Consider the following 23,277-nt stretch of genomic DNA (forward strand, 5'->3'; position numbering starts at 1 on the left):
GTGACGAGAATGCGCATGGAACCCCCTGTCGGTTGCCGCCTCAATAGGCCAAGCCCGCGGTCCGGGCAAGGCGACCGGGCAGCGCTTTTCGCGGGTCCGGACTAACCCCAAGGGTGTCGTCGGGGCTGGGCGGTGCTGCCTGCAGCGTCGCCGTCAATTGCGACTTCGTTGATGGCAGGAGCACGACGGTTCCGGGACCGACCTCTCTACAGGGGCAGGACGAGCGTGTGTCGCGTGCCCGAGGCGCCGCTGCTGACGTCCATCCTGCCGTCGAGCTGCGTCGTGAACGCCTGTGTCAGCTTCTGGCCCAAGCCGGAATCCACGCGCGCGTTCGGGTCGATCCCCGGCCCGTCGTCCCAGACGGACACGATCATCTCCTGCCCCTCGACCGACAGGCGCAGGCCAAGCTGACCTTCCGACCGGCCCTGGTAGGCGTATTTGAGGCTGTTCGTGACCAGTTCGCTCACGATCAGGCCGAGCGGCACGGCAATCCGGTTCGACAGCCGAGCGTCCGGGATGTCGAAGTCGACCGAAAGCGTTTCGGCGTGGCTGGAGGACGCGACGACGTTCTCGACGAGGGCGGTCAGGTACGACTGTGCCGCCACCGTATCGACCGAGCGGGCCTTCGACAGGCTGCGGTAGAGGCTGGCGATGGCGTCGATCCGCGACCGCATCCGCGCGAACGCGGCCTGGCAGGCTTCATCCGTCAGGTGACGCGCCTCCAGCGCAATGACGCTGCCGATCATCGCCAGGCTGTTCATGACCCGGTGGTTGAGCTCTTCGAGAAGCCGGTCGGCCTGCTCGAGCGCGGCCTCGCGCTCCTCGTCCATGTGGCGCTGCCAGGTGACGTCCTGCATCGCGAGCAGCAGCATGTGCGTGTGGTTGCCCTCGCGGAAGACCTTGCGCGCGTTGAGCAGGATGATCCGCTCGCCGATGTCGGGAAAGGTGTGGCGCACCTCGAAATCGGCCACCACGGTGTTGCGCGGCACCACGTCGGTCAGAAGGTCGAGCAGGGCCGGAATCGCCCATTGCCCGTTGCCGAGGTCGTCCAGCCGGCGCCCGATCGTCGCGCCCGGATCGACCTGGAACGTGGAGTAGAAGGACCGACTGGCCGACACGACGGTCAGTTTGTCGTCCAGCACCAGAAGCGGTTCGCGCAGCGTGTCGACGATGCCGACCGACAGCAGGCGTTCGCGCTCGAGCGCGGTCGCGGCGTCGCTTTCGGCTGTCACGTCCTCGATGGCGAGCAGGATGCGCCGCGACCCGTTTCCCGGGCGCACGGTCTTGCGCGCGTTGAGGCGCATAACGCGGCGGCCGATCTGCTCGAACACGTGGTCGACCTCGAAGTCCTCGACCTCGGCGCCGCCGGACACGATCCTGCCGAGTTCGTCGAGCAGGGCGGGAATGTTCCACTGGCCGTTGCCCAGCGACGCGAGCTTGCATCCCACGGTGGTGCCCGGCTCGACCCCGAAGGTCCGCAGGAAGCGCTCGCTGGCATATTCCACCACCAGATCCTCGGTCAGGACCAGCAGGCTTTCGCGCAAGCTGGCCACGATTTCGGCCGGGTCGATCTGGCGTAGCAAGGCAACGTTGATGGCGGATCCTCCTGAACAGGCGAATCCAATGGTGGTGCCCGAACCTCATTTAGCATACATACTCCGGGCTTAGGTTCAAAACGGGTTTGCGGAACGGCGCCGACCGTCGGTCCCGCCTGGACCGCGTCTTTCATAGCGCGTCGACGATCTCGGTGTGCACAGCGCGTACCTGCCGCAGGGCGGGCAGCCGTCACAACCGGGGTTTAGCCATGCACGACGCCAGCAGGATCGATCCGGGCGCGATCTTTCACGACGCACCCACCGCTCAGCTCGTGTTCCTGCCGGATCTGCGGATCGTGGCGGCGAACCGGCGCTATTGCGCCCTGCTTGGCCGCCTGCCCGAGGATCTGATCGGCTTTCATGTCTTCGAAGCCTTTCCGGCCAATCCCGACGACCCGGACGCGGATGCCGAGGCGGAATTGCAGGCCTCCGCGGACGCGGTGGTGGCGACGGGCCGGTCGCAGGAGATGCCGCTGCGCCAGCACGACGTGCGCGAGGCCGACGGCCGCTACGAGACGCGGTACTGGCGCATCCTGAACTCGCCGGTCTTCGCCGACCCGGCCGCGCCGGACCGGGTGACGCACGTGATCCACACGGCCGAGGACGTGACGCGGGCCGTGCTGGGCGACCGCGCCGAGGCCGCCAAGCGGCGCGCCGCGATGCGCGGGGCGGATCTGAGCTATTTCGAGTTCGACCCCGAGGCCCGGACGCTGGTTCGTTCGCCGCAACTCGACGCCATGTTCGGGTTCGCGCCGAACGAGACCGGCGCGGCCGTGCAGCCCTTCAACGACCGCATCCACGCGGACGACATCGGGCAGGCGATGAGCGAGCTGGAGCGCGTGGCGCGCACGGTCGGGTCGGACCTGCATCTCGACTTTCGCGTCACGCTGCCCGGCGGGGCGGTGCGGTGGCTGATCGGACGCGGCGAGTCGGTGCGCGATCCGGAAACGCGCGACGTCCGGGTCGTCGGAATCGTGATCGACGTGACCACCATCCGCGAGAACGAGGTCGAGCTGCGCGACGCACTCGAGGCGCGCGACCTGCTGATCGCCGAGGTGAACCACCGGGTGAAGAACTCGCTGCAGATGGTGACCAGCATCCTGAACCTCGAGGCCGCTGGGTCCCGCAACGAGGACGCGCGCGCCTCGCTCAGGGCGGCGACGGCGCGGGTGAACGCCGTGGCGGCGATCCACGCCTCGCTCTACGAGGATTCCGAGGTCAGCTCGGTCCAGATCGATCGCTATCTCGAACGGCTGAGCGAGCATCTGCGCGGCTCGCTCTCGCGCGAGGGGCGGGTCGTGCGCATCGCCCTCGACGTGCAGCCGGTGCGGCTGAGGACCGACAAGGCCGTCACGCTGTCGCTCGCCGTCAACGAGTTGGTCACCAATTCGTTCAAACATGCCTGCTGGTACGCGGGCGAGGGCACCGTCCGCGTGAGCCTGAGTCGGCACGGCGGCGACATGATCGCGCTGGATGTCTCGGATGATGGAACGGGGCAGAGCGCGGAACGTTCAGAGGGCACCAGTTCATCGTCGGGTCTTGGACAGCGCCTGATCGCGGGCATGGCGTCGCAATTGGGCGGAACGCTCGAGGAAGACAGGACGAATGGCTGGCGGACGCGAATCCTATTTCCCGAATGATGAGCCGGGCACGCTGCGCGTGCTCATCATCGAGGACAACATCTTCATCGCGCTCGACCTGGAATTGCAGATCACCGGGATGGGGCACGCGGCCGTAGGCATCGCCGCAACCGAAAACGCCGCGATCGAGATGGCGCGCGACACCGCGCCCGACGTCGCCATCGTCGACCTGCAGCTGGCCGACGGCAGCCGCGGACAGGACGCGGCGCTGGTGCTTCGCGAGGAGATGCAGGTCCCGTCCATCATCGTGAGCGGCAGCCTGCACCAGGTGACCGACGCGGAACGGTCCGCGATCCGCCCGCTGGCGATGCTTCACAAACCCCTGCTGCCAAACGAGTTGCGGCGCGTTCTCGAGACGCGGTTCGCGACGTGCCGCGAGTGACGCGACCCACGTCACCGTCAGAAGCTCAGGCCAGGTCCAGCGCGTCCAGGATGGCCCGCGCCTCGTCGGGGGCGGGGATCAGCGTGGCGCGGTCCTCGCCGGGGTAGAAGCGCGCGCGGGTCGCGGTGGACATCGGGCGCGGCTGCACGATGTCGACGCGCGGGCCGGTCTTGCCGGTCTCGGCCTGCCAGGATCGTGCCAGCGCGGTCTGCGCGGCCTTGGTGGCGCCGTAATGGCCGAAGAACTTCTCGCCGCCGCGCGGATCGTCGAAGAACACCGCGCGCCCGGCGGTGCCCAGCAGCGGGGCCACGTAGGGGATCAGCACCGCGACCGCGTCGACGTTGGTCTTGCGCGACTTTTCCCAGTCCTTGGGGTCGAGATGCGCCGTCGGCGTCAGCGGCGCGGCATGCACGGCGGTGTGCAGCCAAAGGCCCAGGCCGCCCCAGCGGTCGTGAATCGACCGGCACATATGCGCCATCGCGCCCGCGTCGGTGATGTCGAGCGGCGCCAGCGTGGCGCTGCCGCCCTTCGCCTTGATGCGGTCGTCGAGTTCCTCGAGCGCGCCCACGGTGCGGCCGACGGCCATCACGTGCCAGGCGGGGGAAAGCGCCTCGGCCAGGGCGAAGCCCAGGCCGCGCGAGGCGCCGGTGATGAGGGCAAGCTGCGTCATGCCCGCCTCATGCGGCGCGCGCCGGCAAAGGTCAAGCCGGCGCGCGGCCGCGTCGGTGCGTCAGGCGCGGGCGGCGAGCATGCGCAGCCGGTTGACGAACGGGCCGCGCGTCAGGATGACGCCGTCGCTGTCGATGCCCTCGACCACGTCCCGCTCGCCCAGCCGGTCGCCGGGGGCGACGCGCTGCACGGTGCCGTCGGGCAGGCGGATCAGGGCGCTCATCGCGTCGTCGGTGCCGACGAGGCCCAGCAGGATCGGGCCGGCGGTGTCGAGTTCGACGTGACGCGTGGCGTTCTGGTCGACGGTCTCGTTCACCGTGGGGGCAGAGCGGTACTGGGCGCGGCGCGACAGGTCGGCGGGGCGCAGGAACGGGCGGAGCGAACGCTCGAGCATGGCAGTCTCACAGGTTTTGGGGGCGGTCGCGCGGCGAAGATCGCCGCGGCGCTCTGGCAGGGCGGGCCGTGGGCCGCCGGTCGCCGGATTTCGGCGATACCGGTCAGTTAATCGATGAAGGGTTACCAGAAAAGAAAAGGGCGCCGCTGACGCAAGGTCATCGGCGCCGGACCGCCTATTCGGCGGCCTTGAGGCGGAAGCCCTTCTCGATCATGTCCGCCGGCTCGACCGGGTATTCGCCCGAGAAGCAGGCGTCGCAGTATTGCGGGCACGACGTGTTGCGGCCCTTGGCCTCGCCCACGGCGCGGTAGAGCCCGTCGAGCGAGACGAAGCGCAGAGAGTCGACGCCGAGATGCTGGCGCATCTCTTCCTCGGACATGGTGGCGGCCAGCAGCTTCTCGCGCTTGGGCGTGTCGACGCCGTAGAAGCACGGCCAGGCGGTCGGCGGCGAGGCGATGCGGAAATGCACCTCGGCTGCGCCCGCGTCGAGGATCATCTCCTTGATCTTGCGGCTGGTGGTGCCGCGCACGACCGAATCGTCGACTAGGATCACCCGCTTGCCGCGGATCAGCGCGCGGTTGACGTTCAGCTTCAGCCGGACGCCCATGTTGCGGATCTGCTCGGTCGGCTCGATGAAGGTGCGGCCCACGTACTGGTTGCGGATGATCCCCATGCCGTAGGGAATGCCCGATTCGTGCGCGTAGCCGATCGCGGCCGGCGTGCCGCTGTCGGGCACCGGGCAGACGAGATCGGCCTCGACGGGTGCCTCGCGCGCCAGTTCCACGCCGATCTGGCGGCGGGTCTCGTAGACCGAGCGGCCGCCGATGATGCTGTCTGGGCGCGAGAAGTAGACGTGTTCGAAGATGCAGAAGCGCGACGGCTGCGGGCGGAAGGGCCGCACGCTCTCGACGCCGCCGTCGGCGGTGATGACGACCATCTCGCCGGGCTCGACCTCGCGGACGTAGTCGGCGCCGATGATGTCGAGCGCGCAGGTCTCGGAGGACAGCACCCATCCGTCGCCCAGCTTGCCCAGAACCAGCGGGCGCACGCCCAGCGGGTCGCGCACGCCGATCAGCTTGGTGCGCGTCATCGCGACGACGCTGAACGCGCCCTCGACACGGCGCAGCGCGTCCTCCATCCGGGCGGGGATGTCGCGTTGCAGCGAGCGGGCCATCAGGTGGATGATGCATTCGCTGTCCGACGAGGACTGGAAGATCGAGCCGCGTTCGATCAGCTCGCGCCGCAGCGCGTCGGCGTTGGTGATGTTGCCGTTATGCGCGATCGCGGCGCCGCCCATGCTGAACTCGCCGAAGAAGGGCTGCACGTCGCGGATCTGCGTCGGTCCCTTCGAGCCGGCGGTGGAATAGCGCACGTGCCCGATGCCGATCGGGCCGGGCAGAGTCTCCATCACCGAGGCCGAGGTGAAGTTGTCGCGCACGTAGCCGAAGCGCCGGGCCGAGTTGAAGCCCAGCACGTCGTCGTGCGTGACGATGCCGCCGGCTTCCTGGCCGCGGTGCTGCAGCGCATGCAGGCCGAGGGCGACGAAGTTCGCGGCATCCGCGACGCCCACGACACCGAAGACGCCGCATTCCTCGTGCAGCGTATCGCCGTCCTCGAGGACGGAATCGTAGTCGAACGGATGGGCGGGGGGCAGGGGACGGTCGGCCAAGGGCAGCGGCTCCGATTCCAGAATGGTCCGTGCGGCCCTCATAGTGGGTCGGGCCCGGCGTGTCACGAAACTATAACGTGTTCGCCCCGCGCGGGCCGCATTCCGGCCCGTCGCTGCGTGCATGGGCGCCGGTCAGCCCGCGTCGCAGACGCCGACCAGTTCCTCGTACTGGGCGGTGATCCAGCCCAGCGCGCGTTCGGGGTTCTGGTTCTCGACCTCTTCGTTGAGCTGCGAGAAAATCGCCGCCGAGCGCGAGTCGTTGACCATCGCGATGTCCTGCGCGCTGACCACGGTGGCGTAGACGAAGAAGCCCACCGCCACCAGCAGCACGCCGCGCGCCACGCCGAACAGCAGGCCGAGGCCCTGGTCGACGCCGCCCAGCGCCGAGCGCTGGACGATCGACGAGAAGAGCGGCGTGAACAGCGACACGATCACCAGCGCCACGGTGAAGACCGCCGCGAAGGCCGCAATCACCGACAATTCGCAGCTGTCGGCGAGAAAGCCGCCGATCACCGGGATCTCGGCCATCAGGGGCTGGACCTGCGCGGCGAAGAGGAACGCGACGATCGCCGCGACGATCCAGCCCGCGATGGCCATGATCTCGCGCACGACGCCGCGCGAATAGGCCAGCAGCGCCGAGACGACGATGATCAGCGCGACCACGCCGTCGATGATCGTGAAACCTTCCATACCGCCCGAACCCTTCCGCCTTGTCCGCTAACCGGCGCCGAAGACGTCGCCGACGAAGGTCGTCAGGTCGCCCATCGGCTGCAACGCCAGACCCCCGGCATCGCCCGCCTTGCCGCCGCGCGGCAGGATCGCCGAGGAGAAACCAAGTTTTCCCGCCTCTTTCAACCGGTTTTCCATCTGCCCCACCGGACGCAGCGCGCCGGACAGCGAGATTTCACCGAAAACCACCGTCTCGGCGGGCAGGGCGGCGTCCTCGCGGGCGGAAAGCAGCGCCGCGGCGACCGCCAGATCGGCCGCCGGCTCGCTGATCTTCATGCCGCCGGCGACGTTGAGATAGACGTCGAGGCCCGCGAAAGGGATGCCGCAGCGCGATTCGAGCACCGCGAGGATCATCGCCAGCCGCCCGCCGTCCCAGCCCACGACGGACCGGCGCGCCTGGCCTGCGGGCGCGGGGGCGACCAAGGCCTGGAACTCGATCAGCACCGGGCGCGTGCCCTCGATGCCGGCGAAGACGGCCGAGCCGGGCGCCGGGCTGCCGCGTTCGGACAGGAACAGCGCCGAGGGGTTGGCGACCTGCGCGAGGCCCGCGCCGGTCATCTCGAACACGCCGATCTCGTCGGCGGGACCGAAGCGGTTCTTGACGCTGCGCAGGATGCGGAACTGGTGGCCGCGCTCGCCCTCGAAGTAAAGCACGGTGTCGACCATGTGCTCGACCACCCGCGGGCCGGCGATCTGGCCGTCCTTGGTGACGTGGCCGACCATCACGACGGCCGAGCCGCGCGTCTTGGCGAAGCGCGTCAGCTCATGCGCCGCGGCGCGCACCTGGCCCACCGAGCCCGGCGCGCTGTCCACGGTGTCGGCCCACATGGTCTGGATCGAATCGACGATCACGAGGTCGGGGCGTTCCTCGTCGAGCGTGGTGAGGATGTCGCGCAGGGCGGTCTCGGCCGCGAGCTTCACAGCCGCCTGTTCCAGCCCCAGCCGCTGGGCGCGCAGGCGCACCTGTGCGCTGGCTTCCTCGCCCGAGACGTAGATGACCTTGAGGCCGGCGTTTGCGAAGCTGGCCGCCGCCTGCAGCAGCAGCGTGGACTTGCCGATGCCCGGATCGCCGCCCACCAGGATGGCCGAGGCCGGCACCAGCCCGCCGCCCAGCACGCGGTCGAGTTCGGGCATGCCAGACGCGGTGCGCGGCGGCGGCGCCTCCTTCGAGGACAGGTCCGACAGCGGCACCGCGCGGCCGCGCGTCTTCAGCGCCTTGGCGCCGGGGCCCTGGCTGAGCGGCTTTTCCTCGTGGATGGTGTTCCACTGGCCGCAGGCGTCGCAGCGGCCGGACCACTTGGAATAGGCCGCGCCGCAGGACTGACAGATGAAGTTGAGTACGGGTTTGGCCATGCGCGCCTTATGCCCCGTCGCGGGGCAGGGGCCAAGCGGTCACGCGGTCCACCACGCAAGACCCAGCAGCCCCGCCAGCATCGCCGCGTGCACGAGGTCGAGCCATTTCCACCGCGCGCCGGGCAGCACCGCCGAGATCGCCATCAGCACCGAGGGCAGCAGCAGCGCCGCCATGCCCCCGCCGCCCGCCATCGCGCGCGCCGACCAGGCGTAGAGCGGCGTGCCGGTCAGCCCCAGCGCGGGGGCGAAAGTGGTCAGGATGCCGCCCAGGCACAGCGCCAGCGCCACCAGCGCGGGCCAGCGCGACAACCCGCCGCCGACGATCACCCGGGTCAGCGCCAGCACGGCCAGCACCTCGAGATAGACGAACTTGCGGATGAAGAAGAACGCAAGGACGACGGGATCGGGATCGGGCAGGAAATTCATCGCACCGCCTCGATCGGGCCGGTGGCGCGGCCCTCGACGAACTGGTCGACGTAAGGATCGCCGCTGTGGTCGAGATCGCCCACCGGGCCGGTCCACTGGATGCGGCCGGCATGCAGCATGGCGACGCGGTCGGCGATCGCGCGGACGCTGCTCATGTCGTGGGTGATTGTCATGGCGGTGGCGCCCATTTCGGTCACGATCTCGCGGATCAGGTCGTTGATGACACCGGCCATGATCGGGTCGAGGCCGGTGGTCGGTTCGTCGAAGAAGATGATCTCGGGCTCGGCGGCGATGGCGCGGGCAAGGCCCACGCGCTTCTGCATGCCGCCCGACAGTTCGGCCGGCAGCTTGTCGGCCACGTCCGGAGAAAGCCCGACGCGGCGCAGCTTGTCGATGGCGATGGCGTGCGCCTCGTCGCGCGGGCGGGCCAGCGCGCCGCGCAGCAGGCGGAAGGCGACGTTCTGCCAGACGGGCAGGCTGTCGAACAGCGCGCCGCCCTGGAACAGCATGCCGAAGCGCGCGAGGAACGCGTCCCGCTCGGCCCGGCGCACTTTGATGCCGGCCACATCGCGGTCGTCCAGCAGGATCTTGCCCGCGTCGGGCGGCACGAGGCCCAGGATGCATTTCAGCAGCACCGACTTGCCCGAGCCCGAGCCGCCGATGATCACCATGGACGATCCGCCCGGCACGGCCAGGTCGACGCCACGCAGCACGCGGTTGGCGCCAAAGGCCTTGTGCACGTCCCGCAGCTCGATCATGCGCAAAAGCCCCGGTTCGCGCGGAAAGCGCCCGCATCGGTCTTGGGGAAAGGCTGTCTCATACCGAGAAGAACACCCCCGTGAGCAGGAAGTTCGCCGCCAGGATCAGCACCGCCGCCGCCTCGACCGAGCCCTTGGTCGCGCGGCCCACGCCCTGCGCGCCGCGGCCAGAGTTCATGCCGAAATAGCACCCCATCAGCGCCGCCAGCCCGCCGAAGGCGCAGCCCTTGGCCAGCGACGACACCACGTCGCGCCACTGCAGGAAATCGGCAGTGTTCTGCAGGTAGGTCGCCGGGTTGAACCCGAGGTTGCCGGTGGCCACCGCGTAGCCGCCGGCGATGCCGATCACGTCGCCCACGCCCACCAGCAGCGGCACCGCCACCAGCGCCGAGACCACGCGCGGCGCCACGAGATAGCGCATCGGGTCGGTCGACAGGGTCGTCAGGGCGTCGATCTGCTCGGTCACCTTCATGGTGGCGATCTCGGCCGCGATGCTGGAGGTGACGCGCGCGGCGATCATCAGGCCCACGAGGACGGGGCCAAGCTCGCGCACCATGCCGATGGCGACGATCTGCGGCACCACCGCCTCGGCGCTGAAGCGCGCGCCGCCGGCGTAGATCTGCAGCGCCAGCGCGCCGCCGGTGAAGAGCGCGGTCAGCCCCACCACCGGCAGCGACAGCCAGCCGATGTTGAGCAGGGCCAGCGCGTATTCGCGCGGGTAGAACGGCGGCTGCACCGCGCGCACCAGCGCCGTCAGCGCGAACAGCGTCACGCGGCCCACGGCGCCGAGGCCGTCCAGCACCGCGCGGCCGAGCGCGCCCAGCGGCGCCAGCGCGCGCGCCGTCATTGGGGGACGCGCGCTCATCCGCCGATATACTGCCGGTCGTAGCGCCGGCCCAGCGCGGTCAGGATCTCGTAGCCGATGGTGCCGGCCCAGTCGGCCAGGGTGTCGACCGACTGGTGCAGGCCCAGCAGCTCGACGGTGTCGGGCTCTTCGGGCGCGTCCGTGACGTCGACGCCGATCAGGTCCATCGAGATGCGGCCCACGACGGGGCAGGGCGTCTCTCCTGCACGCACGCTGGCATGCGGCGCCATGATGCGGTGGATGCCGTCGGCGTAGCCGCCCGAGATCGTGGCGATGCGCGAGGGGCGCGCGGCGGTCCAGGTGTTGCCGTAGCCCACCGTCTCGCCCGGGGCGACGTCGCGGATCTGGATCACGGGGATGTCCAGCGTGACCACCGGCCGCGCATCCACGAACGGCAGCCCGCCGTAAAGGCCGATGCCGGGGCGCGTCATCTCGAAGTGATAGTCCGGCCCCATGAGGATGCCGCCCGTCGCGGCGAGCGAGCGCGGCACGTCGATGCCGGCGGTCATCTCGGCGAAGGCAAGCAGCTGCTGCGCGTTCATCGGGTTGTCCGCCTCGTCGGCGCAGGCGAGGTGGCTCATGATCAGCTTGGGGCCCAGCGGCAGCGCGACCTCGCGCAGCGCGGCCCATTCGGCGGCCTCCATCCCCAGCCGGTTCATCCCGCTGTCGAGCTGTATGCCGAAGGCGTGGCCCGGCAGCGCCTCGGCGTGGCGCAGCATCTGGTCGAGCGAGTTCAGCATCGGCACCAGCTGCGCATCGCGGATCAGGTCGGCGTCGCCGGCCATGTGACCGCCGAAGACGTAGATCCCGGGGCCTTCGCCGAGGATGCGGCGCAGCTCGGCGCCTTCCTCGGCCAATGCCACGAAGAAATGCCGCGCGCCGTGCTTCGCCAGCGCGGGCGCCACGCGGTCGACGCCCAGGCCGTAGGCGTCGGCCTTGACCACGGCGGCGGTCTCGGCCGCGCCGCTTTGGGCCGCGAGCGCCTGCCAGTTGGCGCAGAGCGCGTCGAGATCGATGGAAAGCCGTGCCTGTGCCATGCCGCCTCTTTGCCATGCTGCACATTCGGGTCAAGGTGAAATCGGCCCCGCGCTTGCGAGGGGGCCTGCGCGCGGCTAGACCGCATCCGATCGCGGCACCGGAGGGATGGCAGGTGAATTCGACCGAGGCGGGCGAAGCTTGGGCCGGGCGGACCCGCGCGCAATGGCACCTGTTCCTGCTGGCGCTGCAATTCCTGACGCGCCTGCCCGTGCCGCGCGACCTGCCCTGGTCGTCCGAGGCGCAGGCCCGCGCCGGGCGCTATTACCCGGCGGTGGGCCTCGTCGTGGGCGGCATCGGCGCGGGCGTGCTGGCGCTGGGCGCGCAGGTCTGGCCCATGCCGCTGGCGGTCCTGCTGTCGCTGGCCGCGACCCTGGTCGCCACCGGTGCGCTGCACGAGGACGGCCTCGCCGACGCGGCCGACGGGCTGGTGGGCGGCGCCACGCGCACCCGCGCGCTCGAGATCATGCGGGATTCGCGGATCGGCACCTACGGCGCGGTCGCGCTGGGCATGGCGCTGGCGATCAAGGTCGCGGCGCTGGCGGCGCTGCCGCTGGAAGCGGCGTGCCTGGGGCTGATCGTCGCGCACGCGCTGGGGCGCGGCGCCGCCGTCGCGGTCATCGCCACCACCGGCTATGCGCGCGCCGGCGACGCGGCCGCGTCGAAGTTCCCGGCGCCGGTTGTGTCTCGCCGCGACGGGATGGTCGCGCTGGTGACGCTGCTGGCCGTGCTGCTGGCGGCGGGCGCCGCGCTCGGCATGGCGGCGCTGGTCGGACTGGGCGTCGCGGCGCTGCTCGGCCTAACCTTCCACCGCATCTATGTCGCGAAGCTCGGCGGCTATACCGGCGACTGCCTCGGCGGGATCCAGCAATTGGTCGAGATCGGCTTCTACCTGGGCCTCGCAGCATGGCTCTGACGCTGCTGCGCCACACGACGCCCGACGTCGCGAAGGGCATATGCTACGGCATGACCGAACTGGCGCTGGCGGCGAGCTTCGCGCAGGAAGCGGCCTCGATCGTGCGCAATCTGCCCCGGCCCGTGCGCATCGTGACCTCACCCCTGTCGCGCTGCCGTCTGCTGGCCGAGCATCTCGCGGCGCTTTTCGATCTGACAGCGCAGCTCGATCCACGCTGGCGCGAGATGGATTTCGGCGGCTGGGAGGGTCAGACCTGGGACGCGATCCCCCGCACGGCGCTCGACGCCTGGGCGGACGACTTCCACCATTACGACGGACACGGCGGCGAAAGCGTGGCGCAGCTCGAATCCCGCGTGCGCGGGGCACTGACCGACGCGACCGAAGGCACGCTGGTCGTGACGCATGCCGGCTGCATCAAGGCCGCCTGCGCGATCCGGAACGCGCGCGACGGCTGGGACACCAAACCGGCCTTCGGCGAAGCGGTCCGGCTGCCGCCGGGCTGACCGCCGCGTCTTCTTCTCTCTGAAAATATCCCGGGGGAGTCCCGCAGGGACGGGGGCAGAGCCCCCACGCCCTCGACGCCGGACCGCCGCTCAGAACTCCTCGCCGCCCTGCTGCCAGGGCTTCACGAGGTTGCCGAAGCGAGTGAAGCGGCCCTCGAAGCTCAGCTCGACCGTGCCGATGGGGCCGTGGCGCTGCTTGCCGATGACGACCTCGGCCTTGCCGTGCAGGCGCTCCATCTCCTCCTGCCAGACGGCCATCTTCTCGAGGTCGTGCTCGCCCGGCTTCTCGCGTTCCTTGTAGTATTCCTCGCGGTACACGAACATCACCACGTCGGCGTCCTGCTCGATCGAGCCGGATTCGCGCAGGTCCGACAGCTGCGGGCGCTTGTCCTCGCGGCTTTCGACCTGGCGCGACAGCTGCGACAGCGCGATCACGGGGATATCGAGCTCCTTCGCGATGGCCTTCAAACCCTGCGTGATCTCGGACACCTCGTTGACGCGGCTGTCCTTGGCGGTGGCGGGGCGGACCAGCTGCAGGTAGTCGACCATCAGCACGTCCAGGCCGTGCGTCCGCTTCAGGCGCCGCGCGCGGGCGGCCAGCTGGCTGATCGGCAGCGCCGGCGTGTCGTCGATGTAGAGCGGGCAGGCCTCGAGGCTCTTGGCCGCCTCGACGAAGCGGCGGAACTCCTGCTCGGTCATGTCGCCCTTGCGGATCTGCTCCGAGGGCACCTCGGCCGCCTCGGACAGGATCCGCGCGGCCAGCTGCTCGGCGCTCATCTCGAGGCTGTAGAAGCCCACGACGCCGCCCTCGATCGTGCCCTCGGTGCCGTCGTGGCGCGTGCCGCGCTTGTAGGCCTTGGCGATGTTGAACGCGATGTTGGTCGCCAGCGACGTCTTGCCCATGGACGGGCGCCCGGCGAGGATCAGCAGGTCGGACTTGTGCAACCCGCCCAGCTTGCGGTCCATGTCGATCAGGCCGGTCGAGATGCCGGCAAGGCCGCCCTCGCGCTGGTAGGCGGCGTTGGCGACGTTCACCGCGTCGGTGACCGCCTTCAGGAACGACTGGAAGCCCGACTCGGCCTGGCCCTGCTCGGCGATCTTGTAGAGCGCCTGCTCCGCCTCGACGATCTGCTCGCGCGGCTCGGATTCGACGTCGACCTTCGCCGCCTTGGCCGAGATGTCGCGCCCCAGCCGGATCAGGTCGCGCCGCACGGCGAGGTCGTAGATCATCTGCGCGTAATCGCGCACCGCGAAGCTCGAGACCGCCGCCCCGGCGAGGCGCGCGAGGTAGGCCGCGCCGCCCAGCTCCTTCAGGCCCTCGTCGTCCTCCATGAACGCCTTCAGAGTCACCGGCGAGGCGAGGTTGTTCTTGGCGATGCGCGCGGCCGCGATTTCGAAGATGCGGGCGTGCACGGGGTCGTAGAAATGCGCGGGGCTGATGATCGCCGACACCCGGTCGTAGATGTCGTTGTTGGTCAGGATCGCCCCCAGAAGCTGCTGCTCGGCCTCTATGGAGTGCGGCATCGTCTCGGGCGCGTCGATCTGCGCGCCGGTCGGATTGATCGTAGCGATCTCGTTCATGTCATGGCCCCCGGATCAGGCGTCAGGGTCTAGGACGGGCCGCCGGGCAGCGGCAAGGTCTGATAAGTCTGTGGATAGCTTTGTGGATGACCGGCCCGCCATGCATCTTGCGGCGCGCGCGCCGGCTGCGTCAATATCTGGTGTGCCGCAGCCGCCCGCGCGCCGAGTCGCGTGGCGTCACGGGCACAGCGCAACGGATGCGCTGCCCCGCCGCGGAGGCACGGGACGCGCATCGGCCACAACCCGCCGATCGGCCGGGGCCTAGTGCCCGGATACGCGCCAGTGCAGGGGCATCATCGGGTTGAAGACGGTCACCGGCCCGTCGCCGGTGTCGATCCGCGCCGGGTAGGCGACGGGCTCTCCACGCTCCAGCGTCACGGTCGATTCGTTCGGCGGCAGGCGGTAGAACCCTGGTCCGTTGAGCGAGGCGAACGCCTCGAGCCGGTCGAGCGCGCCTTCCTGCTCGAACACCTCGGCAAGGATCGAAACGGTGTTGGGCGCGGTGAAGATGCCCGCGCAGCCGCATCCGGTCTCCTTCGCGGCGTCCACGTGCGGCGCGCTGTCGGTGCCCAGGAAGAACCGCGCCTCGCCCGATGTCGCCGCCTCGCGCAGCGCCACCCGGTGGCTTTCGCGCTTGGCGACCGGCAGGCAGTAGTAATGCGGGCGGATACCGCCCGCGAGGATGGCGTTGCGGTTGATGACCAGGTGGTGCGTGGTGATCGTGGCACCCAGGCTGTCGTCCTGGTCGCGGGCATAGGCCACGGCGTCCGACGTGGTGATGTGCTCCATCACCACGCGCAGGCCAGGCGTGGCGCGGCGCACCGGGTCGAGCACGCGGTCTATGAACGCGGCCTCGCGGTCGAAGATGTCGATATCCGCATCCGTGACTTCGCCGTGCACGCAGAGCGGAATGCCGGCCTCGGCCATCGCCTCGAGCGTGCCGCGCACGCGGTCGAAGTCGCGCACGCCGGAGGCCGAGTTCGTCGTGGCGCCGGCCGGGTAGAGCTTCACCGCCGTGACGATGCCGTCGCGATGGGCCTGCACCACGTCGGCCGGGTCGGTCTCTTCTGTCAGGTAGAGCGTCATCAGCGGGGTGAAGTCGGCGCCTTCGGGCAGGGCCGCGCGGATGCGGTCGCGGTAGGCGGATGCCTGTGCACCGGTCACCACCGGGGGCACGAGGTTGGGCATGACGATGGCGCGGCCGAAATGGCGGGCGCTTTCGGGGGCCACGGCACGCAGCATGGCGCCGTCGCGCAGATGCAGGTGCCAGTCGTCGGGGCGGCGGATCGTGAGGCGTGTCATGCGCGCGGCGGTAGCACGCGCGCGGCGTTCGCGCCAGACGTCACGCGGCGCCGGCGCCCCGGGCGCGGAGGGTCTCGGCCTCGCCGTCGCCGTCGATCTGCGCCAGCCGGCGCTGGAAGCGCGGCGCGTGCATCCGCGCGGTTACCTGGCCGCACAGCATCTGCGTGAGACCGGTCCGCCCGTCGGCGTCGAGCCGCGCGAGCAGGCGGCGCAGGTAGGGCAGGTGGTCGCGCCGCGCGCGCCACAGCCGGGCCATCGTCGCCGTGTCCAGCCGGTCGTCGGCCACCGCCTCGAGCAGCGGGCCCATCAGGTCGAGTGCTGCCAGTTCCGCCTGCAATGCTCCGCCCATGAAGGGCAGGCGGTGGCGCGTCACGCCGGGGCGGGCGAACAGCGCCGCGTGCATCGCGTCCAGCCGTTCGCGCGGGTCGAACAGCACGTGCGTCGCCATCGCGCCGTCGATCATGTCGGGCGCGAACCCGTAGCGGCCGGCGAAGTCGCGGCGGCGCTGCTCGACGAAGCGGTCGTCCCAGTCGGTTATGCGTGGGTCCAGCGTCGCCTGCGGTTGCAGCAGCAGCACCCGCGCGCCGGGGGCGGCGACCGAGAACGCGCCGGCGGCATAGCCGCAGGGGCCCGCGCCGTAGAAGATCACCCGCTCGAAATCGTCGAAGAAGCCGTCGTCGGTCAGCTGGTCGAAGAAGGCGTAGACGCGCGGGTCGCGGAACCACGTGTCGGCGGTGGCCAGCACCACCAGCGACGACCAGCCGGCGCGCGGCAGCATGTCGAAGCCCTGCGGCGTGTGCGTGGGCGACAGCGCACGGATGCCGGGCACGGTCTCGAAGCTGACCAGCAGCGTGTCGCCCTGCTCGACGAAGAGGCCCGCATGCCCGCGGCCCAGCGGCTCGTGAAAGCCGTAGCGCTCGGAAAGGTCGCGCATCGCGCCCCACCACTCGGCCTGCGCCAGTTGCGACAGGTCGGGGGGGAAGCCGTCAAGGGTGCCGTGCATGGCCGCGTTCCTCGTCTTGGCCGGCGCGCGACGGCCGGTGGTTCGTTCCGCATAGCCCGGCAATCGGGCCAAATTGTGTAAAAGCCGTGGATTTTCGCGGCGCATCCATCATGTCAGCTTTCGGTGTCGAGCGCGAGCGACCAGGCCACGCGCTCGTCCGGCGTCAGCCTCAGCGCCAGCGCCCGGTCGCGCAGCGCCGCCAGCTCGGGGCGCGCGCGCAGGGCGGCGGCCTTCTCGCGGTGCCAGGCCAGCCCGGCGCGGTGCAGCGCCGCCAGGTCATCGTCGGCCATCAGGGCCGCGTGTTCCGCCACAAGTCTCGGCCGGTGCCGCAGGATCGAGACGTCGCGCACGTCCGACCAGTCCATCCGCAGCCAGTAGTTAAGGCCGATCTGCCGGTCCACGTGCAGCGCCCGCCCGCGCGCCCGCTTGACCAGGAACGCGTCGGCCGAACGCAGCGCGTAGTGGTTGAGCTGCACGAGGTCATAGCCCACCTCGCCGCGCCCGTTCCGCCAGCCGCGCTTGCGGTAGCTGTCGGGCAGCGGTGCGCCAGATCCGTTGACCCAGGCCACGTCGCGCGCGCGGTCGGGACGCAGCTTGGTCGGGCGGTGGCAGGACAGCTTGTCGTAGGCGCCTATGGTGCGCCCCAGCGTCTTGAAGCCCCAGGCCGTGTGCGGCTTCGGCAGGTGGCGCGGCGCGGCGCGGGTGAAGCGGTCGGTGACGAAGCCGTCCCCGATCGCCTGCTGCCCGTCATGGCCGAACAACCGCCAGGTCATCGCGACATGTGTGGCGTCGCCCACGGCCGCGATCAGCGCGTCAAGCGTGCCGTCGCCCGCCTGGACGTTCACGAACTCGTCGACGTCGATATGCGCGACCCAGGCGGCGTCGCGAACCAGCTGCTCGTCCAGCGCGCGGTCGAGCGCGTGCTGCTGGGGCGAGTTGCCTTGCCATTCGGAGTTGTCGCGATGCTGAACGATCCCCAGCGCGTCCAGCCGATCGAGCATCGCGTCGGTGCCGTCCTCGCAATCGTTGGTGTAGATCAGGAACCCGTCGAAGCCGATGGCGCGGTGGAAGGCCAGCCATTCCAGCAGGTAAGGCGCCTCGTTCTTCATGCAGGCGACGATGGACCGCCCGCGCCCCTGCGGCTGCACGGGCGGAAAGACCGGCGTCGCGCCGGGGCGCGGCGGCAGGTCGTCGTGCGGCGCGAAGGCTGTGCCGCGCAGCGCGGCGAGCTTGTGGCGCGCCGGGATCGGCATGGCCGCGCGCGCCGCTGGCGACAGGCCCAGCGGGAATGTCTTGCGTGCCGCCGCCTCGATCCGGGGGCGGAACGCCAGCAGGTACTGCGTCGCGCGAAAGCCGCACTCCGGGTCCGCCTCGGACCACCCGGACGAGTGCGGGTCGGGCACCAGATGCGCGGGGTCGATGCCGTCATGCGCTTGGGCCAGCGCCGCGATCTCCCATGCCAGCCGGTCGCCGATGGCGTGCAGCGCGCCGGGGTCCAACGCAGGGCCCGGTACGGCCATCGCGGCCAGCATGCGCCGGCGCAGGTCGAGCGGCACGGCGTAGCCTTCCTTCGCGCAGAGCCGCGCCAGCGCCGCGTTGAACTGCCGCGCCCGCGACAGCCACGCGGCCGAGGGCAGCGCGTGCGGCGACGTCGCGGGGATGGGCTCGGGGACTTCGGGAAGCGCGAAGGTGGCGCGCAGTTCCTCGGCCAGCCGGTCGCCCCAGATGCGGCTGTGCGATGCGCTGCGCAGGCGGATATTGCCGAAGACCGCGCTCCAGGCGCGGGCGAGGCCGGGCAGATCCAGCCAGACCGGCGCGCCCTCGATCGCGGGCACGATGCCGGTGCGCGAATCGCCCGCGGGTCGGGCGGCGATCAACGCGGCCCGCAGGTCGGGCGCGGGCAGCAGCGCCAGTTCCTGCCGCGGATCGGTCTGGCGGCCGGCCAGCACCTGCGCCGCGTAGCGTGCCGCGAACAGCCGCGCAGGGTCGTCCACGTGCGCCACGACCTCGACGCCATCGGCCAGCGGGGCGAGCACCGCGTGCAGCGCGGCGATGTCGGCGCTATCGGTCAGGTCGGCCAGCCGGGCGGCGCAGATCGCGACGATCGCGGGCCGCGCGGCCGCGATCTCGTCGTGCAGCGCCTGCGCGATCTGCCGCCGCAGGCCGGCGCGTGCGGTACCGTCCAGCTCCATCGACATGGTTTCCGGATCGCCGGTATCGCCCGCCGCGAGCGCGAGCGCATTGGGCCCCATCGCCGCCAGGCTGCGCGGCACAAGGACGCCCTGCGCGGCCAGGGCATCGCGACACCCCTCAAGCGCCTGCGCCAGCCGCGCGCCCACCGCCGCGTCGGGGCCGATATGGATCACGATCCGCGTCACGCGCGCACCGGGTTGACGTTGGCGCGGCCCCACCACGGCAGATCGATGCCCAGATGCGCCGCCAGCCGCGCCCGGGCGTCCGGGCCTGCCACGTCGAGTTCCAGGAACCGCGGGTCGTCGCCGAACACGTCGCGCAGCATGTCGTAATGGCCCGCGATCCAGCGCACGCGCTGGGCGTCGGTCGCGCCGTAACCCGCGGGCAGGCCGGGCACCGCGCCGCCGGGCAGGCGTTCCTCGCCCAGGCCCTGCCAGCGCCGCATGCTGTCCGAGATCGCCTCGGCCGGGCGGATCGTGGCGACGAACAGCAGCCCCGGCCGCGCGACGCGCATCGCCTTCAGCACCGCGAAATCGCATTGCGGCCAGAAGGACCGCGCGCCCTTCAACCCGCTGATCTCGGTCAGCGCGTCGAAGCGGTCGAGCCTTGCCAGCGGATCGCCGGTCTCGAAGTAGCCGTCGTAGATCTGCCGTCCCACGAAGGTGCCCGACAGCTTCGCGGGATGGCCTTCGCCGTGCCGCAACTTGTGGTCGGCCACGCGCCAGCCCGCGGCCCGCAGCGCGGTAGCCAGCGTCGTGGTGCCCGACTTGGGCAGCCCGAGGTTCACCACGCGCACGCTCATGCGAGGCCCAGCTCGGCCGCCAGAGCGGCCTCGGCCTCGGGGATCGTCGGCAGCGCCTGCAGGTGGCGGGCGAAGGCGGCACGCTCGGGGTCCGACAGCAGCGCGGCGATCCGGGCGCGGTGGGCGGCGACGCAGGCCGCGTGCGCCTGCGCCACGGCCGGGTCGGCGCGCAAAGCCGCGACCGCCGCACGCGTCGCGTCGCGGTAGCGCAGGATCGACCGGTCGGCCCAGGCGCTGTCGTTGCGGTCGCGCCAGTAATCCGCGTCGAAGACGCGGCCCGCGCGGTTCACGTCGCCGCGCGCGATCTTGACCAGGAAGCTTTCGACCGAGCGCAGCGGATAGTGGTTGAGCGTGGCGAAGCGGCGCGCGCCCCGCGCGGGGATACTGCGCAGTTGGCCTTTCTCGGCCGCATCCCGGAACGCAGCCGGCACCGGCCGCCCCGACGCGTCGGTCCACGCCGACGGACCGGCGGTCCCCTTGCGGAAATAGGGCCGGTGCGCGCCGAAATACTGCAACGGGAAGTCGCCGCGCACCAGCGTCTTGACCTCGATCGAAAGCGAGCCGCACCAGATGTCGGGGTCGTGGCAGCGGTCGAATTGCTTGGTCACGGGACGATCCTCGAACGCCAGAACGCCACCGTTGGCGAAGAACTGGAACGGGACCGAGATCGCCTGCGGGTCGCCGCAGGCCTCGATCAGCGCGCCGATCGTGTGGTCGCCCGCGTGCACGTTCAGGAACTCGTCCACGTCCGCCACCCAGACCCAGTCGGCGCGTGCGACGACAGGCTGGCGGGCCGCGTCGCGCAGCGCCTCCATCTGGTAGTTCCGCCCCTGTGCGGGGTTGGGCAGATGCGTCAGCCACCCCTGCGTCGCCAGCGCGTCGAGCAGGACGTCGGTGCCGTCATCGCAATCGTTCGAGTAGACCAAAAAGTCGCGCACCCCCAGCACGCGGTTGTGCGCCAGCCATTCGAGGATGAACGGCCCCTCGTTCTTCACGCAGGTCACCGCGGTCACGCCGGGCGCCGCGCGCTGTGGCTTCGTGTTCATGTCATGCCCCGGCCGGTGCCGTCCTTCGCTGCCGGCGTCGTGCTACAGGCGGAATCGGGCAGGCTTATGGCGGGCGCGCGCGTGCGAGACTGGCGTCGCTATTGACCGGTGCGCGGCCGGCGGGCATCCCGGTGACAGGGAGACACGCCATGACCATACCCGACTCCATCGACGCCGTTCAGCAGCGGCTTTCCGAGGCAGGCTATGTCTGCGGCCGGCCGCTCGCGACGGTGGTGTTCCTGTCGCTGCGCCTGGGCCGGCCGCTGTTCCTGGAAGGCGAGGCCGGCACCGGCAAGACCGAGATAGCCAAGGCGCTGGCCGCCTGCCTCGACCGGCCGCTGATCCGGCTGCAATGCTACGAGGGGCTGGATGCCGCGAGCGCCGTCTACGAATGGAACTTCGCCGCACAGATGATCGCCATCCGCACCGCCGAGGCCGGCGGCGGGGCAGACCGCGCGGCGCTTCAGGCCGAGCTTTTTGGCCCCGATTACCTGATCGAGCGTCCCCTGCTGCAGGCGATGCGCGGCTCGGACCGCGGCGCGCCGATCCTGCTGATCGACGAGCTCGACCGCACCGACGAGCCGTTCGAGGCCTTCCTGCTCGAGGCGCTGTCCGACTTCCAGGTGACCATCCCCGAGTTGGGTACGATCAAGGCCGCCGAGCCGCCGATCGTCATCCTCACCTCGAACCGCACGCGGGAGGTGCACGACGCGCTCAAGCGCCGCTGCCTCTACCACTGGGTCGACTACCCGAGTTTCGACCGGGAGATCGAGATCCTCGAGGCGCGGGCCCCCGAACTGCCTGCCACGCTGTCGCGCCAGGTGGTGGCCTTCGTGCAGCGCCTGCGGACCGAGGACATCTTCAAGAAACCCGGCGTGGCCGAGACCATCGACTGGGCGAAATGCCTGCTGGCGCTCGACGTGGTCGAGCTGTCGCCGGAAATCATCGCCGACACGCTGGGCGCGATCCTGAAATACCAGGACGACATCCAGAAGCTGCAGGGCTCGGAGGCGCGGCGCCTTCTGGACGAGGCGAAAGCCGGGATCGAGGCGGCCTGAGCCGTGGCGGAATACGCCCCGCTCGAGTTGCCTGAGACGCCGCGCCTGGCGCAGAACATCGTGCATTTCGCCCGCGCCCTGCGCCGCGCCGGCCTGCCGGTGGGAACGGGGCGCGTGCTCGACGCGATCCGCGCGGTCGAGGCTGCGGGCTTCACCGAGCGCACCGATTTCTACTGGACGCTGCATGCCTGCTTCGTCAGCCGCCCCGAACACCGCGTGGTCTTCGCGCAGGTCTTCCGTCTTTACTGGCGCGACCCGCGGTTCCTGGAACACATGATGGCGATGATGCTGCCGGCCGTGCGTGGCGTGCAGGAGGAACGCATCGCCCAGGCGGCCGAGAAACGCGCCGCGCAGGCGCTGCTGGACGATCTCGTCCCCGAAGCGCCCGAACGCGACGAGGAGCGCGAGGAAGAAACCAAGGTCGAGGTCGACGCCTCGATGACCATGTCGGCAGAGGAGAAGCTGCGTACTCTCGACTTCGAGCAGATGTCGACCGACGAGATCGCGCAGGCCAAGCGCATGCTGTCCCGCCTGCGGCTGCCGGTGAAACCGATCGAGAGCCGCCGCGCCCAGGCCTCGGCGCTGGGGCGGCAGATCGACCGCGCGCGCACGATCCGGGGCGCTTTGCGCACAGGGGGCGAAGTCCGCAGGATCGCGCGCACCCGGCCGCGCCCGCGCTGGCCGAACCTCGTCGTGCTGTGCGACATCTCGGGCTCGATGTCGCAATACTCGCGCATGGTGCTGCATTTCCTGCACGCGGTCGCCAACGAGAAGGGCGCCGGCTGGGCCAAGGTGCACGCCTTCACCTTCGGCACGCGGCTGACCAACATCACCCGGCATCTGGCCACCCGCGACGTGGACGCCGCGCTCAAGGCCGCCGGCGCGCAGGCGCAGGACTGGGAGGGCGGCACCCGGATCGGCCAGTGCCTGCACGATTTCAACCGCGATTGGTCGCGCCGCGTTATGGGGCAGGGCGCCGTGGTGCTGCTGATCACCGACGGGCTCGACCGCGATGACGCGGGCGCGCTGGGCCACGAGATGGAGCGCCTGCACCTGTCCGCGCGGCACCTCATCTGGCTCAACCCGCTGCTGCGCTGGGACGGCTTCGCGCCCAAGGCCGCCGGGATCCGTGCGATGCTGCCGCATGTCGATAGCTTCCGCGCCGGCCACAACGTCGCCTCGCTCGAGGCGCTGGCCGAGGCGATCTCGCGCCGCGACGACCCGGGCGAGAAGGCACGCCTGCTGGCCACGCTCTGACCCCGCGCGGCACCGGCGGCGGTTTTCCGCTCGACACGATCTGCCCGGCAACCAACCATCTTCCCGCGCGTTGTGCCCGTGAATTGAGCACAATTGAAGGA

Annotated in this window: 22 protein-coding genes; 6 read left to right on the forward strand and 16 right to left on the reverse strand. The window is 70.6% G+C overall.

Features of this window, described 5'->3' with window-relative positions:
- Window positions 1-206 precede the first annotated feature (206 nt).
- On the reverse strand, window positions 207-1,583 hold the full coding sequence (locus ACFDTC_RS00005; RefSeq protein ID WP_375256801.1) for a sensor histidine kinase: 1,377 nt from the start codon (window positions 1,581-1,583) through the stop codon (window positions 207-209).
- 221 nt (window positions 1,584-1,804) lie between these two features.
- Between ACFDTC_RS00005 and ACFDTC_RS00010 the strand changes: the two genes are divergently transcribed.
- Both ACFDTC_RS00010 and ACFDTC_RS00015 read left to right on the forward strand, forming a co-directional pair.
- Entirely contained in the window at window positions 1,805-3,235 is a 1,431-nt protein-coding gene (locus ACFDTC_RS00010) for a sensor histidine kinase (protein WP_375256802.1), read from the forward strand.
- Window positions 3,201-3,617 carry a response regulator gene (locus ACFDTC_RS00015; protein ID WP_375256803.1) on the forward strand — a complete coding sequence of 139 codons (417 nt, stop codon included), beginning with the start codon at window positions 3,201-3,203 and terminating at the stop codon, window positions 3,615-3,617. Before ACFDTC_RS00010 ends, ACFDTC_RS00015 begins: the two co-directional genes overlap by 35 nt.
- Window positions 3,618-3,642: 25 nt before the next feature.
- On the opposite strand, the gene ACFDTC_RS00020 is transcribed toward ACFDTC_RS00015, so the two are convergent.
- The 9 genes from ACFDTC_RS00020 to alr all read right to left on the reverse strand — a co-directional run bounded on the left by ACFDTC_RS00020 (window position 3,643) and on the right by alr (window position 11,517).
- The gene (locus tag ACFDTC_RS00020; protein WP_375256804.1) at window positions 3,643-4,287 is read right to left on the reverse strand and encodes an SDR family NAD(P)-dependent oxidoreductase; all 645 of its coding nucleotides are present in this window, start codon (window positions 4,285-4,287) and stop codon (window positions 3,643-3,645) included.
- Window positions 4,288-4,347: 60 nt separating this feature from the next.
- Window positions 4,348-4,680 carry a hypothetical protein gene (locus tag ACFDTC_RS00025; protein ID WP_375256805.1) on the reverse strand — a complete coding sequence of 111 codons (333 nt, stop codon included), beginning with the start codon at window positions 4,678-4,680 and terminating at the stop codon, window positions 4,348-4,350.
- Between the two features lie 175 nt (window positions 4,681-4,855).
- A complete protein-coding gene (gene purF, locus ACFDTC_RS00030; RefSeq protein WP_375256806.1) occupies window positions 4,856-6,391 on the reverse strand; it encodes an amidophosphoribosyltransferase in 1,536 nt (511 codons plus the stop codon).
- A gap of 90 nt (window positions 6,392-6,481) precedes the next feature.
- A complete protein-coding gene (locus ACFDTC_RS00035; RefSeq protein ID WP_375256807.1) occupies window positions 6,482-7,039 on the reverse strand; it encodes a CvpA family protein in 558 nt (185 codons plus the stop codon).
- Between the two features lie 27 nt (window positions 7,040-7,066).
- The gene (radA, locus tag ACFDTC_RS00040) at window positions 7,067-8,431 is read right to left on the reverse strand and encodes a DNA repair protein RadA (RefSeq protein WP_375256808.1); all 1,365 of its coding nucleotides are present in this window, start codon (window positions 8,429-8,431) and stop codon (window positions 7,067-7,069) included.
- Between the two features lie 39 nt (window positions 8,432-8,470).
- A complete protein-coding gene (locus ACFDTC_RS00045; protein ID WP_375256809.1) occupies window positions 8,471-8,857 on the reverse strand; it encodes a hypothetical protein in 387 nt (128 codons plus the stop codon).
- Window positions 8,854-9,615, reverse strand: coding sequence for an ABC transporter ATP-binding protein (locus ACFDTC_RS00050; RefSeq protein WP_375256810.1), 762 nt, complete (start codon window positions 9,613-9,615; stop codon window positions 8,854-8,856). The genes ACFDTC_RS00045 and ACFDTC_RS00050 overlap by 4 nt, the downstream gene beginning before the upstream one ends.
- 58 nt (window positions 9,616-9,673) lie before the next feature.
- Complete coding sequence (locus tag ACFDTC_RS00055; protein WP_375256811.1) at window positions 9,674-10,480, reverse strand: MlaE family ABC transporter permease; 807 nt, start codon at window positions 10,478-10,480, stop codon at window positions 9,674-9,676.
- Window positions 10,477-11,517 (reverse strand): alanine racemase, encoded by a 1,041-nt coding sequence (alr, locus tag ACFDTC_RS00060; protein WP_375256812.1) that lies wholly within the window; start codon window positions 11,515-11,517, stop codon window positions 10,477-10,479. Before alr ends, ACFDTC_RS00055 begins: the two co-directional genes overlap by 4 nt.
- 113 nt (window positions 11,518-11,630) lie before the next feature.
- On the opposite strand from alr, the gene cobS reads away from it, so the two are divergent.
- Entirely contained in the window at window positions 11,631-12,431 is an 801-nt protein-coding gene (cobS, locus tag ACFDTC_RS00065; protein ID WP_375256813.1) for an adenosylcobinamide-GDP ribazoletransferase, read from the forward strand.
- The gene (gene cobC / locus ACFDTC_RS00070; protein ID WP_375256814.1) at window positions 12,422-12,934 is read left to right on the forward strand and encodes an alpha-ribazole phosphatase family protein; all 513 of its coding nucleotides are present in this window, start codon (window positions 12,422-12,424) and stop codon (window positions 12,932-12,934) included. The genes cobS and cobC overlap by 10 nt, the downstream gene beginning before the upstream one ends.
- A gap of 90 nt (window positions 12,935-13,024) precedes the next feature.
- Here the strand turns inward: cobC and ACFDTC_RS00075 are convergent, their stop codons facing one another.
- The 6 genes from ACFDTC_RS00075 to ACFDTC_RS00100 form a co-directional block, all read right to left on the reverse strand.
- The gene (locus tag ACFDTC_RS00075; protein WP_375256815.1) at window positions 13,025-14,515 is read right to left on the reverse strand and encodes a replicative DNA helicase; all 1,491 of its coding nucleotides are present in this window, start codon (window positions 14,513-14,515) and stop codon (window positions 13,025-13,027) included.
- 261 nt (window positions 14,516-14,776) lie between these two features.
- Window positions 14,777-15,817 carry a dihydroorotase gene (pyrC, locus tag ACFDTC_RS00080; protein WP_375256816.1) on the reverse strand — a complete coding sequence of 347 codons (1,041 nt, stop codon included), beginning with the start codon at window positions 15,815-15,817 and terminating at the stop codon, window positions 14,777-14,779.
- Between the two features lie 40 nt (window positions 15,818-15,857).
- On the reverse strand, window positions 15,858-16,820 hold the full coding sequence (locus tag ACFDTC_RS00085; RefSeq protein WP_375256817.1) for a phosphoadenosine phosphosulfate reductase: 963 nt from the start codon (window positions 16,818-16,820) through the stop codon (window positions 15,858-15,860).
- Between the two features lie 113 nt (window positions 16,821-16,933).
- A complete protein-coding gene (locus ACFDTC_RS00090; protein ID WP_375256818.1) occupies window positions 16,934-19,198 on the reverse strand; it encodes a glycosyltransferase family 2 protein in 2,265 nt (754 codons plus the stop codon).
- On the reverse strand, window positions 19,195-19,815 hold the full coding sequence (locus tag ACFDTC_RS00095) for a hypothetical protein (RefSeq protein WP_375256819.1): 621 nt from the start codon (window positions 19,813-19,815) through the stop codon (window positions 19,195-19,197). The genes ACFDTC_RS00090 and ACFDTC_RS00095 overlap by 4 nt, the downstream gene beginning before the upstream one ends.
- Window positions 19,812-20,861, reverse strand: coding sequence for a glycosyltransferase family 2 protein (locus tag ACFDTC_RS00100; RefSeq protein WP_375256820.1), 1,050 nt, complete (start codon window positions 20,859-20,861; stop codon window positions 19,812-19,814). The genes ACFDTC_RS00095 and ACFDTC_RS00100 overlap by 4 nt, the downstream gene beginning before the upstream one ends.
- Window positions 20,862-21,010: 149 nt before the next feature.
- Between ACFDTC_RS00100 and ACFDTC_RS00105 the strand changes: the two genes are divergently transcribed.
- Together ACFDTC_RS00105 and ACFDTC_RS00110 are read left to right on the forward strand one after the other, a co-directional pair.
- Window positions 21,011-21,919 carry an AAA family ATPase gene (locus ACFDTC_RS00105; RefSeq protein ID WP_375256821.1) on the forward strand — a complete coding sequence of 303 codons (909 nt, stop codon included), beginning with the start codon at window positions 21,011-21,013 and terminating at the stop codon, window positions 21,917-21,919.
- Between the two features lie 3 nt (window positions 21,920-21,922).
- Window positions 21,923-23,176 carry a VWA domain-containing protein gene (locus ACFDTC_RS00110; RefSeq protein WP_375256822.1) on the forward strand — a complete coding sequence of 418 codons (1,254 nt, stop codon included), beginning with the start codon at window positions 21,923-21,925 and terminating at the stop codon, window positions 23,174-23,176.
- The last annotated feature ends 101 nt before the right edge of the window (window positions 23,177-23,277 follow it).

It is taken from the genome of Citreimonas sp., from assembly GCF_042096055.1.
Taxonomy (GTDB): domain Bacteria; phylum Pseudomonadota; class Alphaproteobacteria; order Rhodobacterales; family Rhodobacteraceae; genus Citreimonas.

Excerpts from the sequence above, each read along its gene's own strand:
- ACFDTC_RS00010 (WP_375256802.1), top strand. The coding sequence starts at position 1,805 with ATGCACGACGCCAGCAGGATCGATCCGGGCGCGATCTTTCACGACGCA.
- ACFDTC_RS00015 (WP_375256803.1), top strand. The coding sequence starts at position 3,201 with ATGGCTGGCGGACGCGAATCCTATTTCCCGAATGATGAGCCGGGCACG.
- ACFDTC_RS00020 (WP_375256804.1), bottom strand. The coding sequence starts at position 4,287 with ATGACGCAGCTTGCCCTCATCACCGGCGCCTCGCGCGGCCTGGGCTTC.
- ACFDTC_RS00025 (WP_375256805.1), bottom strand. The coding sequence starts at position 4,680 with ATGCTCGAGCGTTCGCTCCGCCCGTTCCTGCGCCCCGCCGACCTGTCG.
- purF (WP_375256806.1), bottom strand. The coding sequence starts at position 6,391 with ATGAGGGCCGCACGGACCATTCTGGAATCGGAGCCGCTGCCCTTGGCC.
- ACFDTC_RS00035 (WP_375256807.1), bottom strand. The coding sequence starts at position 7,039 with ATGGAAGGTTTCACGATCATCGACGGCGTGGTCGCGCTGATCATCGTC.
- radA (WP_375256808.1), bottom strand. The coding sequence starts at position 8,431 with ATGGCCAAACCCGTACTCAACTTCATCTGTCAGTCCTGCGGCGCGGCC.
- ACFDTC_RS00045 (WP_375256809.1), bottom strand. The coding sequence starts at position 8,857 with ATGAATTTCCTGCCCGATCCCGATCCCGTCGTCCTTGCGTTCTTCTTC.
- ACFDTC_RS00050 (WP_375256810.1), bottom strand. The coding sequence starts at position 9,615 with ATGATCGAGCTGCGGGACGTGCACAAGGCCTTTGGCGCCAACCGCGTG.
- ACFDTC_RS00055 (WP_375256811.1), bottom strand. The coding sequence starts at position 10,480 with ATGAGCGCGCGTCCCCCAATGACGGCGCGCGCGCTGGCGCCGCTGGGC.
- alr (WP_375256812.1), bottom strand. The coding sequence starts at position 11,517 with ATGGCACAGGCACGGCTTTCCATCGATCTCGACGCGCTCTGCGCCAAC.
- cobC (WP_375256814.1), top strand. The coding sequence starts at position 12,422 with ATGGCTCTGACGCTGCTGCGCCACACGACGCCCGACGTCGCGAAGGGC.
- ACFDTC_RS00075 (WP_375256815.1), bottom strand. The coding sequence starts at position 14,515 with ATGAACGAGATCGCTACGATCAATCCGACCGGCGCGCAGATCGACGCG.
- pyrC (WP_375256816.1), bottom strand. The coding sequence starts at position 15,817 with ATGACACGCCTCACGATCCGCCGCCCCGACGACTGGCACCTGCATCTG.
- ACFDTC_RS00085 (WP_375256817.1), bottom strand. The coding sequence starts at position 16,820 with ATGCACGGCACCCTTGACGGCTTCCCCCCCGACCTGTCGCAACTGGCG.
- ACFDTC_RS00095 (WP_375256819.1), bottom strand. The coding sequence starts at position 19,815 with ATGAGCGTGCGCGTGGTGAACCTCGGGCTGCCCAAGTCGGGCACCACG.
- ACFDTC_RS00100 (WP_375256820.1), bottom strand. The coding sequence starts at position 20,861 with ATGAACACGAAGCCACAGCGCGCGGCGCCCGGCGTGACCGCGGTGACC.
- ACFDTC_RS00105 (WP_375256821.1), top strand. The coding sequence starts at position 21,011 with ATGACCATACCCGACTCCATCGACGCCGTTCAGCAGCGGCTTTCCGAG.